Annotated in this window: 17 protein-coding genes; 8 read left to right on the forward strand and 9 right to left on the reverse strand. The window is 63.0% G+C overall.

What is annotated here, in order from left to right:
* Positions 1-23: 23 nt before the first annotated feature.
* Positions 24-1,109 carry an NAD(P)H-dependent amine dehydrogenase family protein gene (locus tag MB901379_RS14620; RefSeq protein WP_158017325.1) on the reverse strand — a complete coding sequence of 362 codons (1,086 nt, stop codon included), beginning with the start codon at positions 1,107-1,109 and terminating at the stop codon, positions 24-26.
* A 356-nt stretch (positions 1,110-1,465) separates the two neighbouring features.
* Between MB901379_RS14620 and MB901379_RS14625 the strand changes: the two genes are divergently transcribed.
* Complete coding sequence (locus MB901379_RS14625; protein WP_232021852.1) at positions 1,466-1,837, forward strand: MmpS family transport accessory protein; 372 nt, start codon at positions 1,466-1,468, stop codon at positions 1,835-1,837.
* A 105-nt stretch (positions 1,838-1,942) separates the two neighbouring features.
* Positions 1,943-3,244: a cytochrome P450 gene (locus tag MB901379_RS14630; protein WP_158017327.1), complete on the forward strand. Its 1,302-nt coding sequence runs from the start codon at positions 1,943-1,945 to the stop codon at positions 3,242-3,244.
* A gap of 123 nt (positions 3,245-3,367) precedes the next feature.
* Here MB901379_RS14630 and MB901379_RS14635 read toward each other — a convergent pair whose 3' ends face one another.
* Entirely contained in the window at positions 3,368-3,994 is a 627-nt protein-coding gene (locus tag MB901379_RS14635; RefSeq protein ID WP_158017328.1) for a class I SAM-dependent methyltransferase, read from the reverse strand.
* Positions 3,995-4,111: 117 nt separating this feature from the next.
* Between MB901379_RS14635 and MB901379_RS14640 the strand changes: the two genes are divergently transcribed.
* The 4 genes from MB901379_RS14640 to MB901379_RS14655 all read left to right on the forward strand — a co-directional run bounded on the left by MB901379_RS14640 (position 4,112) and on the right by MB901379_RS14655 (position 6,153).
* Positions 4,112-4,669 carry an ester cyclase gene (locus MB901379_RS14640; protein WP_158017329.1) on the forward strand — a complete coding sequence of 186 codons (558 nt, stop codon included), beginning with the start codon at positions 4,112-4,114 and terminating at the stop codon, positions 4,667-4,669.
* A 68-nt stretch (positions 4,670-4,737) separates the two neighbouring features.
* Positions 4,738-5,268 carry a hypothetical protein gene (locus MB901379_RS14645; RefSeq protein ID WP_158017330.1) on the forward strand — a complete coding sequence of 177 codons (531 nt, stop codon included), beginning with the start codon at positions 4,738-4,740 and terminating at the stop codon, positions 5,266-5,268.
* Between the two features lie 175 nt (positions 5,269-5,443).
* The gene (locus MB901379_RS14650; RefSeq protein WP_158017331.1) at positions 5,444-5,821 is read left to right on the forward strand and encodes a YidH family protein; all 378 of its coding nucleotides are present in this window, start codon (positions 5,444-5,446) and stop codon (positions 5,819-5,821) included.
* Complete coding sequence (locus MB901379_RS14655; RefSeq protein ID WP_158017332.1) at positions 5,818-6,153, forward strand: DUF202 domain-containing protein; 336 nt, start codon at positions 5,818-5,820, stop codon at positions 6,151-6,153. The genes MB901379_RS14650 and MB901379_RS14655 overlap by 4 nt, the downstream gene beginning before the upstream one ends.
* 12 nt (positions 6,154-6,165) lie before the next feature.
* On the opposite strand, the gene MB901379_RS14660 is transcribed toward MB901379_RS14655, so the two are convergent.
* Positions 6,166-6,900, reverse strand: a complete 735-nt coding sequence (locus MB901379_RS14660; RefSeq protein ID WP_158017333.1) for a potassium channel family protein — start codon at positions 6,898-6,900, stop codon at positions 6,166-6,168.
* A 332-nt stretch (positions 6,901-7,232) separates the two neighbouring features.
* Here MB901379_RS14660 and MB901379_RS24685 point away from each other — a divergent pair, with 332 nt between their 5' ends.
* The gene (locus tag MB901379_RS24685; protein WP_232021853.1) at positions 7,233-7,457 is read left to right on the forward strand and encodes a hypothetical protein; all 225 of its coding nucleotides are present in this window, start codon (positions 7,233-7,235) and stop codon (positions 7,455-7,457) included.
* 301 nt (positions 7,458-7,758) lie between these two features.
* On the opposite strand, the gene MB901379_RS14665 is transcribed toward MB901379_RS24685, so the two are convergent.
* Positions 7,759-8,766, reverse strand: coding sequence for an LLM class flavin-dependent oxidoreductase (locus MB901379_RS14665; RefSeq protein ID WP_158017334.1), 1,008 nt, complete (start codon positions 8,764-8,766; stop codon positions 7,759-7,761).
* Between the two features lie 544 nt (positions 8,767-9,310).
* Here MB901379_RS14665 and MB901379_RS14670 point away from each other — a divergent pair.
* Positions 9,311-9,508, forward strand: coding sequence for an excalibur calcium-binding domain-containing protein (locus MB901379_RS14670; protein ID WP_174237100.1), 198 nt, complete (start codon positions 9,311-9,313; stop codon positions 9,506-9,508).
* A 44-nt stretch (positions 9,509-9,552) separates the two neighbouring features.
* Here the strand turns inward: MB901379_RS14670 and queD are convergent, their stop codons facing one another.
* From queD to MB901379_RS14695, 5 genes are all read right to left on the reverse strand, one after another.
* A complete protein-coding gene (queD, locus tag MB901379_RS14675; protein ID WP_158017336.1) occupies positions 9,553-10,032 on the reverse strand; it encodes a 6-carboxytetrahydropterin synthase QueD in 480 nt (159 codons plus the stop codon).
* Positions 10,033-10,511: 479 nt separating this feature from the next.
* The gene (locus tag MB901379_RS14680) at positions 10,512-11,699 is read right to left on the reverse strand and encodes a serine hydrolase domain-containing protein (RefSeq protein ID WP_158017337.1); all 1,188 of its coding nucleotides are present in this window, start codon (positions 11,697-11,699) and stop codon (positions 10,512-10,514) included.
* Positions 11,696-13,177, reverse strand: a complete 1,482-nt coding sequence (locus MB901379_RS14685; protein WP_408632382.1) for a biotin carboxylase — start codon at positions 13,175-13,177, stop codon at positions 11,696-11,698. The genes MB901379_RS14680 and MB901379_RS14685 overlap by 4 nt, the downstream gene beginning before the upstream one ends.
* Positions 13,178-13,451: 274 nt before the next feature.
* Positions 13,452-15,053, reverse strand: a complete 1,602-nt coding sequence (locus MB901379_RS14690) for an SIR2 family NAD-dependent protein deacylase (protein ID WP_158019187.1) — start codon at positions 15,051-15,053, stop codon at positions 13,452-13,454.
* 156 nt (positions 15,054-15,209) lie between these two features.
* On the reverse strand, positions 15,210-15,611 hold the full coding sequence (locus MB901379_RS14695) for a nitroreductase family deazaflavin-dependent oxidoreductase (RefSeq protein WP_158017338.1): 402 nt from the start codon (positions 15,609-15,611) through the stop codon (positions 15,210-15,212).
* Between the last annotated feature and the right edge of the window lies 1 nt (position 15,612).

A 15,612-nucleotide genomic window follows, 5' to 3' on the forward strand; every position in this document is an offset into this window, starting at 1 on the left:
CCCTGATGCGCCATCGACGCTGGTCAGCGGATGACGCCGGCACCGGGAATCAGCGGCAAATCGAGAGCTGTGACCCAACCCGGCGGTAGGTCGTTGACCGCGGGGACGGCGTTGAGCGCCCGCATCCCGGTCGCCAGACAGCCGGCGGTGGCCGGATCCCGGCCCGACCCGTCGGTGAATCGGAATGCGGTCTCCTGGAAAATACTCGGGGTTCCCTCGATATCCACGCGGTAGACGTCATCGTCGTGGCCCGACGGCCAGTCGGGTGCGGCATCGTGGCCGATGCGGTTGACGTGTTCGAGTTGGATGCGGGTTTCGCCCTGGTAGACACCGTTGATAGTGAACCGGACTGCTGCAACCTGGCCGGATTTGATCACTCCCTTCGCTGACTTTCGCTCGCTGGGCGTTACCCACTTTTCCCAGGTCGTGGTGATCTCATCGAGCATGATGCCGGCGGCGTGGGCGATCATCGGGACGGTGGCGCCCCACGCGAAGATCAACACGTCCGGGTTTTCCAGCATCGGGCTGAACTCTGGTTCGCGCCCGATGCCCATCTCCTTCTCGTAGTCACCTTCATAGTTCGTGTAATCCAGCAGCTCCGAGGCGCGCACCCGCCGTACCTCGGAGCACAACCCCATCAACGTCATCGGAAACAGATCGTTGGCGAATCCCGGGTCGATGCCGGTGGTGAAACAGGACGACTGCCCCAGCTCGCAGGACTCGGTGATGGGTGTGATCCAGTTGGGTGGGTTCAAGTGCATCGTCGGCCAGATCCAGGGTGTCATTGCGGTCGAACACACGTCGATGCCGGCCCGCAGGAACCGCGTGATCAGCGAGATGTTGTCCTGGGCGTGCATCGCCGTCGGGCCGTAGTGCACCAACGCATCGGGTTCGAGTGCAACCAGGGCGTCGACGTCGTCGGTTGCGGTGACGCCTATGGGTTCGGGCAGTCCGCAGATGTCACCGACGTCCTGACCGACCTTGTCCGGATTGCTCACGCCAACACCCACCAACTCGAACCGTGGATGCTTGACGATCTCGGGGATCACCATCCGGCCGACGAAGCCGGTACCCCAGACCACCACTCGCTTAGCGCCACCTTGCGACATCGAACAGCCACCTCCCTGACTACCGGCTTCACCCTAGGCGCCCCACGAGGTGACATCTAGCATCTTGCGCCCCGCCACGGGCCGCGACCATGCGATCATGCGGAGTTCACCAGCACCACCCTGCGGGTGCGGCTCGGCGACGGCCCCAACCGATAGGGTTGGCGCACAACGCCTCTGGGCCAGAGGTTCAATCGCCAGGGCGCCCCACCATTGGCCCACGGTCGGCGCCCGAGCTGCCATTACGCGACTTCGCAACCGACTGGGCGTGCCATGCCCGGCGGGTGGCCGCGAATGATCGGCGCAAATGACCGCAAACCACTTACATGTTTCCGCAGGTAGTGACAACATGGACGACCATGACCAGTCGATTGGCAGGCAAGCTACCCCAACTGATGCGTCTGGGCGGACCGGCGATCGTGATCGCTCTCGCCATCGCCGGCACGGGCACCTGTGGTCCCGCACACGCCGACCAGTTTCCCCAGGTCCGCTACGAGGTGAGCGGCGGCGGCGTCGCCGACTACATCTCCTACCAAACCGAGCACGGTCAGCGGCATGCGACCAACGTGGGCCTGCCGTGGTCGTCAGAGTTCACCGGCTTCGGTGGTCAGGTCTTTGTGCTCAGCGCTCAGGGGCCAGGCGCCATAACCTGCCGGATCGTGGTCGACGGCACCGTGGTGACCGAGCAGACCGCCACCGGGGCACCGGGACACACGGTTTGCACCCACTGAATCACGGCCCGTCTGCGCTGCGGGAACCTCAAACATCCCGCATCTGCGGTTAGGCTCGGCGGTGTCGACCCTTCAACGACGAGGTGGGGGCAGAGGAGCATCGCCATGGATGTCAGGAGCGATCCCAGCACTGATTTATTGCCGCGGGTGAACGGAGCACCGCCGCCGGCAGTGCCGCTCGCCGACATCGAGTTGGGGTCGTTCGAGTTCTGGGGCCGCGACGACGAGTTTCGCGATGGGGCGTTTGCCACGCTGCGCCGAGAAGCCCCCGTCGCCTTCTGGCCCGCGATCGAGTTCGTCGGATTCACCGGAGGCAACGGGCACTGGGCGCTGACCAAGCACGACGATATCCACTTCGCCAGTCGGCATCCGGAGATTTTTCATTCCAGCCCCACCATCGTGATCAACGATCAGACACCGGAGTTGGCCGAGTACTTCGGCTCGATGATTGTGCTCGACGATCCGCGGCATCAGCGACTGCGTTCGATTGTCAGTAGGGCGTTCACCCCGAAAGTGGTGGCCCGCATCGAAGCTTCGGTACGGCAGCGGGCGCGCCGGTTGGTCACGAGCATGGTCGAGAACCACCCCGACGGACACGCCGATCTGGTCAGCGAACTCGCCGGCCCACTGCCGTTGCAGATCATCTGCGACATGATGGGCGTTCCCGAAGAAGACCATCAGCAGATCTTTCGCTGGACCAATGTCATTCTCGGGTTCGGCGACCCCGACCTGACCACAGATTTCGACGAGTTTCTTCGGGTTTCGATGGACATCGGCGCCTATGCCAGCGCACTGGCCGACGACCGCCGCGTTACCCACCAAGACGATCTCACGACCAGCTTGGTGCAGGCCGAGGTGGACGGCCAGCGATTGTCGTCATCGGAGATCGCGATGTTCTTCATATTGCTGGTGGTCGCCGGCAACGAGACGACCCGCAATGCCATCAGCCACGGTGTACTGGCACTGTCGCGATACCCGGACGAACGGGCGAAGTGGTGGGCAGACTTCGACGGCTTGGCGCCTACCGCGGTCGAAGAGATTGTGCGGTGGGCCGCCCCGGTGGTCTACATGCGCCGCACGCTCAGTGAGGACGTCGAGCTCCGGGGAGTCAAGATGGCCGCCGGCGACAAGGTGTCGATGTGGTATTGCTCGGCGAACCGGGATGAGGAGAAGTTCGGCGATCCGTGGACCTTCGACGTGGCACGCAACCCCAACCCGCACGTGGGTTTCGGCGGTGGCGGTGCCCATTTCTGTCTCGGGGCCAACCTGGCTCGCCGTGAGATCAGGGTCGTATTCAGCGAGCTGCGGCGGGAAATGCCCGACATCGTGGCGACCCAGGAGCCGGCACGGTTGTTGTCCCAGTTCATCCATGGCATCAAGAGCCTGTCCGTGGCGTGGGGCCACTGACCGCGGCCCGCCACACTGGCTTGGACGGTCGGGGCAACGAATTCTGCTGGCTAAGGTGCAGTTCTACTTCGGGTCAACGGGTGCGTTGGCCGCTGCGCTGGATCGGCCGGACCGTTGAAGCGATCAGGTCGTCGTCGATTCTGCGAGCTGGTAGACCAGCAACACCCGGGGGTACACGCTGAGCCATTCGGGTGGCTGCCGGACTTGCGCGACGCAGGATGCGTTGTCGCCCAACCATTCTAGTGCCGAGCGATAAGAGGCGCTGCGCGCTGGCCGGAATGGGTACCGGAAGTAGCGGACAAACGCTTGCACGTGTAGGTAGAGAATGAGTTTGCCGAGGCGACCATCCGGCAGGTCCTCGAACACAATCACGCTGCGGCGCGCGACTCGGTGGCACTCCTTGATCAATGTCACCGGTTCATGACTGTGATGCAGCACCTCGCTGAGGATTACGTGGTCAACGGCCCGGTCCGGAAACGGAATTGAAGTGCCGTCGAACTCGCGGAACGGGATCTGGCTTCGTCGATAATCTTTGACGTCCACGCCATTGGGCTGGATCGCGCACATCTCCTGCAAGTAGCTGGACAGGTGACCGGTCCCGCACCCGACATCCAGGACGCTATCGCCCGGGCGTACGTAGCCCGCAACCGCGTGGGCCTGTCCGCGCAGTCTCGCGGCCGGCCGCACCACGTCCAACATCTCTACCAGTCTGGTGTGCAGCTTTTCGGAATACGGCTGTGCGGTAATCATTTTGCTGACGAATCCTAACAGAGACTCGGTGGCCGCCGGATTTGATGGTGGATGCGATTCTAGATTTTCGGGCAGCCGCATCTGGTCGGATACCGACGTGCGCGCCTACTCTCAGACATGCCCATTCCCGCATTTCCCACGCCCGACGTGTTGGCCGCCCGCCAGAAGCTGGTGCTCGACCACTTTCATGACGAGGTCCGCAAGGACTGGGACGATGTGTTGTCAACCTTCCCGCACCCCCGTTACGAGCTGATCCCGCAGATGATCGTCCACGATGGAAAGGAGGCGGTGCGCGGCTACTACCACGACACTCGAACGGCGTTTCCGGATCAGGACCACGAAATTATCGAGCTGCGGCACAGCCCCGATGCGGTCATTGTCGAATTCTGGCTAATGGGTACCCACCGAGGCTACCTGGGCAAGATTCCGCCCACCGGCGGCCGATTTCGGGTCCGGATGACCGCCTATTTCGTTTTCGACGACACCGAAACCCTTGTCTGCGAGCGCATCTATTTCGACTCGATGACCATGCTCAAGCAATTGCTGGGCGGGTTGAACCTGAAGAGGCCGTCCAATTGGCCACTGGCGGCGCGGTGTATACGCGGCCTGCTGTCCATGTCGTCGCAAAAGCCGGATCCGGCGCTGACCAATACCAGTCCGCCAACGTTTGAGTGAATACGCTTCCCCGTAGGCGCGCGGATGCTTAAACTCGCACGCTAGCCGAAGCATTTCAGGAGGCCGCCATGCGAGTTCCCAGTCGGCCCATGTTGGGTGGCCTGGCCGCGATGCTCCTGCTGGCCGGCTGCACCACCAATGGCGTTCGGGCGGACGCGGTATCGACGCCGAAATTGTCGCCACGATCCCCCACTCCAGCCGGCGCAGCCCCGATCACCGCGACAGCGCAACCCGCTCCGGCATCGCGTACGCAAAAGTGGATTGACCTGCAAGTCGGCGATTGCGTTGCCGACCTCCCGCCTGCCGATCTCAGCGGCATTTACGTCACCATGACCGATTGTGCGACACCGCATTTGGCCGAGGTGTATCTGCGCGCGCCGGTGGCCGTCGACGCTGCCGTGGGCGCCGTGGCCAATCGCGAGTGCGATGCCGGATTTACTCTCTACACCGGGGAATCCGCCGAGGGCGGCCCGTACTCGGTGACCTGGTTGATCGATTCGCGCCAGGACCGAACCGGGGCCGATCCCACCCCGAGCACCGTCATCTGTTTGCTCCAAGGCGCCACCGGTCAACTGCTGACCGGGTCTGCGCGCACCTGAGCGCATCCAACCGTGCCGGCCCTACCGCCATCGGGGCATCGATCGGGCACCACGGTGGCTGCCGCCGAAACCTCGGCACGACGTCGCCGGCCAGCCGCAACATCTCCGGTCCCGGTTTAGCTAAACTCGGTCGACGTCGAAAGGCCTGTTCCCAATACGCTCTGCGAGGTGCCTCGTGGCCGACACCACCACCCCACCCGACACAGAGGGCGCCGAAACCGAACCCGATTACCGATTCACCTTGGCCAATGAGCGGACCTTCCTGGCCTGGCAACGCACCGCATTGGGACTACTCGCCGCGGCGGTCGCCCTCGTGCAACTCGTCCCCGAGCTGACTATCCCCGGCGCGCGCCATGTCCTGGGTGTGGTACTGGCGGCCCTGGCAATACTGACCAGCGGAATGGGGCTACTGCGCTGGCAGCAGGCGGATCGCGCGATGCGCCGCGGCCGGCCATTGCCCCATCACCCGACGCCCGCATACCTGGCCGTGGGCCTGGCGTTGGTCGGGATCGTCGCGCTGGTATTGGTGGTCGTCAAGGTGGTCGGGGGTTGAGCGATTCCACGGAGGCGGTACCGACGTGGGATCGCGGGCTTCAGGCCGAGCGCACAACGCTGGCCTGGACCCGGACATCGTTTGCCTTGCTTGTCAATGGCGTGCTGCTGACGACCAAGGACATGCACGCGCACGGGGGCCTGGCGGGGTTGATCCCGGCCGGCCTGGCCGCGATCGCGGCCTCGTGCGGCTACGCGATCGCCTACCAACGTCAACGGACACTGCGCCGACGCCCCAGACCGGCTCGAATCAACGCCCGCCACCAGGTCTATACGGTCGGGATAGCGGTGTTGGTGCTCATGGTCGTCACCGCGTTCGCGCAGTTGCTCTGAGACGGTGGCGGGCTAGTTGACGCGGTTGGAATCCTCGTAACGCAGTTGCCGGGCCAGCATCCGAACTTCCGACCGGAGGTCCTCGATCTGAGCGGCCGTCGCGGCCCGATTGGCGGAATCGGTTTCGGCAACGCGTTGCACTATCCAGGACGCAACCGACGCGGTAACCACACCGATAAGACTGATCCCACCGATCATCAGCGACACCGCGATTACCCGGCCGGTGACCGTAATCGGGTACAGATCGCCGTAGCCGACGGTGGTCACCGTCGTGATAGCCCACCACAACGCCTTCCCGAAAGAAGTAATCGTGGCGCCCGGGTGGCCCCGTTCCTGGTCGAGGATGGCCAGCGAGGTGACGTAGATCAACACCGAGACGCCCGAGAGGGTGTAGAGCAGGATTTTCCCGCGAACCGCGCTACCAACCGCCTTCTGCAACGCTCCGACCAGTACAACCAACCGCAGCAGCCGCAGCGGTCGCAGCATGGGCAGCGCCACGACGGCCAGGTCGAATATGTGTCGGAAGAACCAGCGGTAACGATTGGGCGCCAGTACCAAACGAACTATGTAGTCGACGACGAATAGGCTCCAGATGGCCCAGGTCGCAACGTTCAAAAAGCTTGCCTCGAAACCCTGTGGTTGGTCGAGCACTTCCACCGAGTACATGACGAGAAAAACGACAGCGACCATGGCAAGTGGCCACTCGGTGCGCTGCTCCCAAAGCTGATCTTTAGTTTGCTCAGTCATAACGGCTGGGCCTCCGGGTCAATCATTGCGTTACGTATCCGTCAATTTGCCGCCAGGCTTCAGAGTAGCGGGCCGGGCATTCCGAGTTATGTAGGTCACAAAGGACTAACCGAATTCGATTCCGGTGAAACTCGTTTCGATCGAACCGCGCGGTCAGCACCCGCATCGCTCGGCAAGGTCGAAGAAGTCGGCGGCATTGACGTCAATCTCGTCTGAATAAGCTACCTCGGCTACGTCACCAACACCGAATTCGAGGTGCACGCAGCAAAGGGCGACCCGAAAGTCCCGGTGGAGCTCACCATCGCCAGGTGGCAGCGCACTAGGCCCAGCCAATGGTCACCCGACGCCGGTGGAGAGCGCTCGGCCGTATCGTCGCGGTGGCTGTGTGCGGCTATACCGCGTCGCTGGTGCTGCTACTGAGGATCTTCAGACGCAACCGGGAGTTGCTGCTCAGCCATGGCATGTTCCGGGGGCTACTGAAGGGCTACAACCGGATGACCCGAAACCTCGGGTACACGGTGGTCGTCGTTGGGTCTGCTAGCTCATGTGGGGCGTAGCGGTCGCCGCTACCTGACGTCGGTAGCGGCGAGTGGCTCTGGTGATGGCTTCCTAGTTCCGATGACGTATGGCTCGGGCACGGACTGGTACCGCAATGTCGTGGCGTCCGGAGGCGGCACGCTTATCTGGAAAGGGCGTAGCCACCAACTGGAGTGGCCCGAAAGTCATTTCTGGGTCCGAGCTGACACGAGCATCGCCACTGCCGTCTCGGATCATGTTGCAAATGACTGGAATTCACGACTTCGTGTGGTTGCACCACGACAGTCCTAGGTCATGCACCGCGACGGTCGCCGCCCTGATCTAGTCCAATGCTGCGATGGCGGCCTTGAGTTTCGGCATCGTCTGCTCGAGCAGTTCGAGGCTCTTCCACCCCTCTTCTGGTGGCAAGCCACCCATCAGCGGCTGGAGCACGAAAGCAGACCTATCTTCCATTTCAGGCACTTTCGCGAGCAGGTCATCCGGAGTCCAGGCCGCGAACAGGCCGACCTGACGAAGCGTGGCCGGATCGGTCAGTGCCTTGAACGGCGAGTTTGACGCATCGCCTTCTTGCGCAGCCCAGTTGGCGTATTCGGTGATGACGTGGATGGCGTGGCGTTCGATTGCGGCCCAACCTCGGTCGGGATCCTCGCACAAGTGAATGGTCATCGGTGTGAGCATCGGCTGAAAATAAAGGCCCGGCTCGCGCCCGCGCTTGCGACATTCTTCCAGGTAAACCTCCACTAGGCCGGGCAGCATCGGCAGAAAGCCCACACCGAAGCGCGCGGCGCGACCGGCCGAGGCTTTAACCCCGCCACCGACCAAAATAATGTCCTCGGGCTTCTGCAGCGGCAGCGGGCGCACGTAGACCGGGCGGCCGTCGGTTTGGAACTTCTCACCGCGCAATGCGCGCAAGATCGTGTCGATACCGGAATCCATCAGCTTCGCCCGATCGCTCAGCGACTTTCCGAACATGGCGAACTCCGATGCCACATAGCCAGCGCCGAAGGTCACTTTGAGCCGCCCGTTCGACATCAGATCTGTGACGGCGATCTGCTCGGCGACCAGCACGGGATCGTGCAGCGGCAGGACTACCGCGCCGATAAGCAAGCGGGCACGCTTGGTGACCGCGGCCATGCCCCCCGCCAGGGTGAACGGCTGCGGCAGATAGCCGTCGTCAGACCCATGATGTTCCATGACGCTGATGGTGTCGACACCGATACGGTCCGCGAACGCGGCCATCTCGATGGCGGCGCGATAAAGCTCGCTCGTTGCGGCGCCCCATTCGGGCGCGCGCATATCGAAGGAAACAGTGGTCTCGATGTTTCTCATGGTGGCCCTCAGCGAAGGATCGAAAGGAAGAACTGTGGTCTTACCATCGGCCGTTGCACAGCCATTCGGCGATGGTATCCGGTCGTCGCGACGTCGCTGGAAGTGACCGAAGACGACGACTCTTGGGGGCGCAAAATATTCCGGGCAGCCACTGGAGTTCGGCACCCAGTTCGACAGTGAGTGAATTTCAGCTGTGGATGATTTGGCCTGGGGCGCGTTTCTCCGCGCCCATTTCCGACTCCCGACAAGCGCTATTTTGCCGGGCGGTAAATGCTTTCGAGCACCTGTGGCCATCGAGCAGGCGTCCATATCTTGACTGCGCCACGGCCATCCACCGAGAACCGATCGAAGCTCACCGCGGATGTCCGGAGTCGGGTCAAAAACAGCTGCTCAGGAGGGGTTTCGCCGAGTTTGAGCCCCATTGTGCGCGCTACCGACCCGGCGTATTCTCCGGGAACACGGGATCAGCATCCTGGTGAGGAGCGGATCAATGACGGTTCGTACGGTATTCGCCGCGGCAGCGATCGCTGCCGCCGGTTGCGCAATGGCCATCGAGGATGCACCCACAGGCCGGACAGACCCACTAGATGCCACTTGCACCCAGGTCAGTGCACATGAAGGTTGCGTCTACCGCAACTGCAGAGACGCTCATAAGCACGGCCGATACGACATTCCCCAAGACGACCCGGAATACTGCCCCGCACAGGATCGCGATAACGACGGCATCGCTTGCGAGAGTTGAGAGCTGCGATCCGCGGGTGCCCAAACTGTGCATCGCGACGATTGTCAGTGCGACGGTATCGGCTGTCGCAGACCCCCGATGCCGACTTGGTCGCTGGTGATCCCCGGCCGTTGCTCAACGCTGGGACATCCGGCATCGCTGTCATGAGCGGCCACCCTCGGACCGCGATACATACATCCTGACGTACATGTCTCCGAAACACTCACCGCCGACATCATCGGAAGCAAACCCGCCAATTCGCGCCAGAGCCACACGGTTAGGTGCTCGCTGGTCGGGTTCTCCAAGCCCGCGATCTCGTTGAGGTAGTAGTGGTCGAGCCGCTCGATAACCGGCTTACATGCGTCTTTGATATTCCCGAAGTCGATGATCCAGCCCGCCCGCGGATCCAGCGGGCCTTCGACGTAGATGCGTGCCCGATAGGAATGGCCATGTAGGCGCCCACACTTATGGCCATCAGGGACATTGGGAAGTCGATGGGCCGCTTCGAATGTGAACTCGCAGTATATTTCCGCCGTTTCGGTCATGGTGTTCCTCGGTCCTTGTGAGTCGGGTGACCCAATTGCCACCCAGGACGCCTCGGGCAGTACCCGGGTGCAGCCGCCGTGTTTATCCGTGCAGCAAATTCGCCAACACGCGGGTGAATTCGCGTAAGTTGGCGGTCCCCGACATGCCATTCCAGTGCACGCCCACGATTCCGCGAGAATTCCTCACTGCCGAAAATCATCGGCAAGCCGTACTCCGCTCGCCTTGCGCGCACTTTTGGAGTTTATAAAACCTGACCTCGAAAAATCCCGGCTTTGGTTGACAATTTCCACCCCCGGACCCCCATGTCCTGCACCGGTTCGGCATCAGCCGCCGCACGGATCGGACATCCCAGTCCGTTTGGCCCGCGTCACCCGAGGCGCATCGACCGCCGCACCGGCCCCCAACGCCACGACGGGCTTCCCATCGGCGCGACACCAGACATGCGCAACCACCGGTTCATAGGCGAGAAGAACTCGAGCTAACCATTGATCCCGGCCAGTTCGCGTGCCACCGCGTCGAATGCGCGCAGCGTGTCTGACTGCATCTGTGGGTCGTCGTGAGAGGCCGGCTGGCTGGATAACTTGGCGGCAACTAGCTCCGCGGCGCGGTTGATGTAGATCAGTTGACCACACATGCCCACACACAACACGACGTTGTTGCCCGGGTAGGGGAACCACATTTGATTGCGATACATCCCGCCAGGCATTCCGGTGTCATCGGGGCTGGTGGCGAACGCCTGGCGCGAGTCGGGGCCGCCATCGAGCGTGTCGGCGATCCACGCCGGCGGCAGGACTTGCTGGCCGGTCAACGAGACTCCGTCGCGCACGAACAGCGACCCAAACCGGAGCATGTCGGTAAGACAGGCGTTGATCCCGCCGTCGAATATTCCGGTGTCCGCCGTGTCTAGGGCGATGGTGGCGTCGCATTGGGCGCCGATACCGCCCCACAGCAGTTCGGACATCAGTGCGGGCATCCGCTGGCCACCGGCGACCTCACAGATCCAGCCGAGTACGTCGGTTTCACACGAGCGATATTCGAACGGGCCGCCGTGCGCGGACTTCTGCCGCAAGGTCAGCAGGTAGTCCCGCAGCGTGGCGGGCAGATCCGGACTGCGCTTGGGCGCCCATCCGATCACCTGCTCGCGGACGTGTATCTCCGCGGTCGGGTCGTCGTAGTTTTCCGAGAAGGCGATGCCGGACCTCATGTCCAGCAGGTGGCGTACCGAAGCGCCTGCGTAGCCGCAGTTGGCCAACGCGGGCAGGTATGCCGTGACGGGCGCGTCAACCGTGATCGCACCCACCCCCTGCAGCGCGCCTACCACGGCTGCCACCAGCGACTTGCTCACCGAGAACAGTAGGTGCCGGGTTCCGGCCAGCAAGCCATCGAGGTACTCCTCGGCCACCAGCGCACCGCGGTGGGCGACGGCCCATCCGTCGGTAGCGGTGGCGGTCATCACCGCTCCAACGGTGGTGGCCACCCCGCCAGTGCTGGTCAGCGGGATGTCGGCGACTGGTGCACTGGCTGCGGGCAATGTCACCACCGGCCCGGTTCCGCGCGGGATCACCGCGGTCGGCATGAATTCTTCGACGTGCTGGAATGCCCAACGCGAATACGGCGACGACAGCCAGTTGCTCAGTGCAAAACCGGCCGGGGCGCCGCCGCTCACGCTCGTGCGACGAGCCGGGAGACGATCGGCGCGGCCGGCGTCAGGGGGGTCGAGGAGAAGTGTGCCTTGAGGCCCTTGACCCAGCGCTGGCAGCGCTCGGTGAGCTGGTAGTCATCGGTCTGCAGGTGCCCGCGGGTGACGAGCACACCGAGTTGGGCGCCTTCACAGCGCAAGTCGCCGGGCGCGGCGACCCGCATGTAGAAGGCCTCGGACTCGTCGAGCAACGTGGCCCAGTCGTTGCCCTGGCGCGCAAAGGAGACGCTCCCGTCGTGGTGCAGGCGCCACACACCGGTCCGCGGGGTTGCGGTGAAGAGCTCGAGGTCCGGCGAGGTCTCCGACATGATCAGCTGTCCCCAGACTTCGTCCTCGCCGTAGCCCCGCTCCCAGCGCGAATTGATCTCGTCGATGTCGAGCTCGTACTCCACCTCCATGTACTCGAGCAAGTGGAAGAGGAACAATGGCATGTCGGCGTAGGCCTCGGTGGTCAAGTTCGTCATCGGGCTCGCACCGGACAACCGCGGGTTGACCTCGCCGAGGTAGAGCTCGTCGGCGTCCAGATCGTGCAACAGATCCACCTCGAAGTAACCGCGGTATCCCTCGCGGCTCAGGACATCGCCCAGCTTTCGCACCATCTCTCGCGCGGCGCGTGTCTGTGCGGGCGGCAGCACCTCGCGCCAGATGTCATTGCCGCACCAGGCGCCCTTGGAGGCAGTCAGCTCCGGGTAGCCGACCAGACTTGTCATCGCGGGGCCGATCACGGTGCCGTGGCGGGTCACGGTGCCTTCGATGCACACCTCAACGTTGCGGATGCGCTTCATGACTTTGATTTCCTGCTGGCCCACCAGCTCACCAGCGCACTGATCCCAATCGCGCTCACCGCGGACAAAGAACGTCGCACTGCCGGCGTTGCCGTAAGCGGCCTCAATGACGAGGTCGTCTCCCAGCCCGGCGCTGTGCGCAAGCGTCGACAACTCGTCGTAGGTGCCGGCCCGCCCGATCACGTGCGGCACACTCGGTACGCCCGCTTCGTCAGCCAGGCGCGTCATGACGATCTTGGATTCCAGACGGTGGCGTAGCTCCGCCGGAGGGTGCATGACCTCGAGCCCCGCCTGGCGCGCAAGGACTTGGGTCTGCTCGTCAAGCATGACGAACGTGGCCTTGCCTCCGCCCCCGCGGCGCGCGATGAATTCGAGTGTCTCGGGATCACGCAGCAGGTGGTTGCACACATCCCCCATGCCGTCGAAATCCCTGCGGTCGCGCCGACGGGGCACAAACACTCGCGAATGTACGCCTTCGAAGGAATCAAAGTAGGTCAGGTAAAAGAAGTTTCGTACCCAGCGGTCGATGCCTAGCAGGTTGAACGGCGTCGGCGAGATGAAGTACAGCGGCACTTGGTTGTTGTGGAAGAACGCGCGTACGTCAGAGAGGCCGTGTAGCACACGGCGGGGCGCGGGCTCAGCTCCGCCGACGGGCACCATCACGCCACCCGCGGTGACATCGACGCCTGGTTCCGGTGCCGGGACCTTGCCGAGGCTAGGGACGCTGCGGTCAGCACGACGACGGTGAATTCGCATACCTCCATCGCCCCAGTGTGCACGTACCCGTGACCGTGTGGACGTGTGGGGGTGCGCAACGCCAGCCGAACCGATCGACCCCACGACGACCAATTCGACTTCGCCAATGGAGCAGCTGGCAGCGGCGGCCGGCAAGCACGCGCCTGGCGCTACCGGCCAGTCGCGCTCCCCCCCAACGCTATTTGTCGCTAGCTTTCCCGTCGGCGCCGAGCTCCTCACGCAGGAAGTGCCTGACTTTGTACGCCACGGTATCGTCTTCGCGGCTCCTGGGGTCAGAGTCAAGGAGCTCGACGAGTTGGTTCAGATTGTCGCGCAAGGCTGTTTCGTCCTTGGAGAGTTCGTCGTAGGTCTCGTCGAGGAAGAACGCGGCCGACGTCGCCGACAGGTAGCCGACCAGATCAAGAAACATCTCGAGTTGGCGGCTGGCCGCTTCCAGAGCAACTTTCGGCTTGGCCATGGGAACGATCACGAGATCCTGACGCCAGAGTTCGCGGTCCAGTTCGTCTTCCTGCAGGGTGAGGACGGTCCCTCTGAGTTTGAGCGCCTCTCGGTAGCCTTGCGCGACGCGGACTTCGTGAATCAACTCGTGAAAGTCTTCGTCCTGCAACGAGTAGCCGACGAACATCATGTGACGCATCATCAGCAGACCCTGGACCAGACCGATCAGTGCGCCATACTGACGCGGCATGTCGAGGTAGTCCGATCGGGTCAAGATGATCCGCTGCGACTCGGCCACCGTGCCATGCAGTTTGAGCAACCACCGGCCACCGGTGTCCACGGCGCTGTCGGGAAGGATCGCCAATGAACGGTTACCGGTCGTCCATGCCGTCTCGAATAGCTCGTCGAAGTTGGTCGTGACGGCTTCCCTACTCGGCAGTGACGCCAGCAAGCCGTGCGTTAGGGCGTAGCAGGGTGCTTCGAGGCGGCTGGCCACGACCGCCTTGAGGGTCGTGGCCAACGATTCCAGACGTCGTTCCAAGATCGTGGCTTGGTCTCGCGGATCCCGCTTGGCCAGCTGTTCCAGGGCATGATCGCTGAACTTCGCCTCTTTTGCTGCCACGTCGCGAAGCAGGTCCTTCCACGGCTGCAGCCCGGCCCCCATACTGACCCCAGCGCCAATGAACATCACCAGGTGGCTGTTGATCGCCTGATGCGCTAGCTCACGGGCTGCCGCCAGCAGATCAACCGGGGCGTCTTCGAATGACCATGCCCGCCTGAGGCTTTCGTCACTAACCCCAACACGTTGACGACGGGCGCGTTGTGCGGCAGCGTAGGATTTCGCGCCAAATGCGACCAGGATGATGTCGACGCCGTGTTCTTTCGCGAGATCACTGAGTGTGCAGACAAAGCCGCGGACGAGATGTCCCTTCTTCTGCGAACCGCCGCCGTGGTCTGACCCGATGATATTGACTGCGAGCCGAGGTAGCGGCCAGTCATAAATTGGACTAGCGCCTCGGGACTTCGCGTGGTCAGCGGCCTTACCGACAAACTCGCGCACCGTGGGTTCCAAATTCGTGAAATCCAGTTGCCCATCGGCCAGACCCACCTTGCCCAGCCACACTTGAGGTTTTTTCTCAACACACTCAAGGCTTTTGACCTGGCTGAACCCCCAGCTTCCGGACGGATCGGTTCTGAATTTCGCCAGTTCGGAGCGATGGTCGCCGTCCAGGAATTTTGCCCAATGATTGTTGATCCTGAATTCGTCGTCGGTGGGAATGAGGATGGCATCGCACGCGATCTTGGTGAGATCGCCTTCGATGACAAAAAGATGCCCGCCCATTGGCTGCAGATCCTGCCACAGTGTGTCCGACAATCGGACCTCAACCCACCGAGGACGGGTCGGCATCTCGGGCGCATCGACCCGGCGGAAACCGCGGTTGCCTAGTGCTGGAACCCATCCACGTCAGCACCACCACGACAACGCAATCCGGACACTTCAGCCTGTCTGCGCCAGTTCGCGTACCACATCGAGCCGGAGGAACTCGGGCGCCTTGAGCACCCTGCGCAACATGAAGCGGATGAACGGCGGCATATCGGTCGCATCCTCGTCGCGAAAGATCGTCGGGTTGCCGAGCTGATAGTGGCGCCGCCTGGCATCCAGCTCGCAACCGCCCGCCGCGAGAACATTTTTCACCCAGTCTGAGTCGGGGCCGTAGGTCAGCGCGATCACGAATCCGTTATGCCGGCGAAACGCCCACAGCGGGGTGCGAAACACCCGGCCCGACTTGCGACCCCGATGGATGACGACCGCCCATCCCGGCGCCCAGGGGGCGATGAACCTGGTGAGGCGATTGAGGCTGTTCTTGTTGGCCTGGGCGACCCATCGTGGTACTGGCATG

The sequence above is a fragment of the Mycobacterium basiliense genome (assembly GCF_900292015.1).
GTDB classification, from domain to species: domain Bacteria; phylum Actinomycetota; class Actinomycetes; order Mycobacteriales; family Mycobacteriaceae; genus Mycobacterium; species Mycobacterium basiliense.